Source organism: Tepidimonas sp., assembly GCF_046292505.1.
Taxonomy (GTDB): Bacteria; Pseudomonadota; Gammaproteobacteria; order Burkholderiales; family Burkholderiaceae_C; genus Tepidimonas.
In genome coordinates this window covers 1-680 of the sequence record NZ_JBKBQX010000192.1, presented here as the reverse complement: position 1 = coordinate 680, position 680 = coordinate 1, and the positions used below count along the sequence as shown (strand labels likewise).

General features: G+C 66.3%; 1 pseudogene and 1 other annotated feature. The pseudogene reads left to right on the top strand.

The features are described 5' to 3' along the window. Positions 1–15: 15 nt before the first annotated feature. A pseudogene (locus ACK4TH_RS12675) lies at positions 16–680 on the top strand (IS3 family transposase); the annotation flags it as partial. Next, positions 294–410 (top strand) — a sequence feature (AL1L pseudoknot). (Overlaps the previous pseudogene by 117 nt.)

Below are 680 nucleotides of genomic sequence, written 5' to 3'. Positions count from 1 at the left end.
TGAGAAGATGGAGCCATGAACAAGACATCGAAGTTCTCACCCGAGGTCCGCGAGCGCGCCGTGCGCATGGTGCAAGAGCACCGGGGCGACTACCCTTCGCTGTGGGCGGCCGTTGAATCGATAGCACCCAAGATTGGCTGCGTGCCGCAGACGCTGCTCGAATGGGTCAAGCGCCAGGAAGTCGATGCCGGCCAACGTGAGGGATTGACCAGCAGCGAGCGCGAGCGGCTGCGGCAACTGGAACGCGAGAACCGGGAACTGCGCCGTGCCAACGACATCCTCAAGGCGGCGAGCGCGTTTTTTGCCCAGGCGGAGCTCGACCGCCGTTTGAAGAACTGAAGCGCTTCGTCGACCAGCACCGCCATCTGTACGGGGTCGAGCCCATCTGCCGCGTGTTGCAGATGGTCCCGTCGTGCTACCGACGCCATGCCGCCCGCAGGCGGCAGCCGCAACTGCGCAGCCAGCGGGCCCAGCGCGATGAGGCCCAAATGGCCGACATCCAGCGCGTGTGGCACGCCAACTGGCAGGTCTACGGTGCCGACAAGGTCTGGCAGCAGATGAACCGCGAGGGCATCGCCGTGGCACGCTGCACGGTCGAGCGGCTGATGATGTCGCCGTCGCTCTTGAGTTCGGCGTCGCGGCCAGGGGCGAAGTGCGTGGGCCAGTCCTGCGGCGCGGAG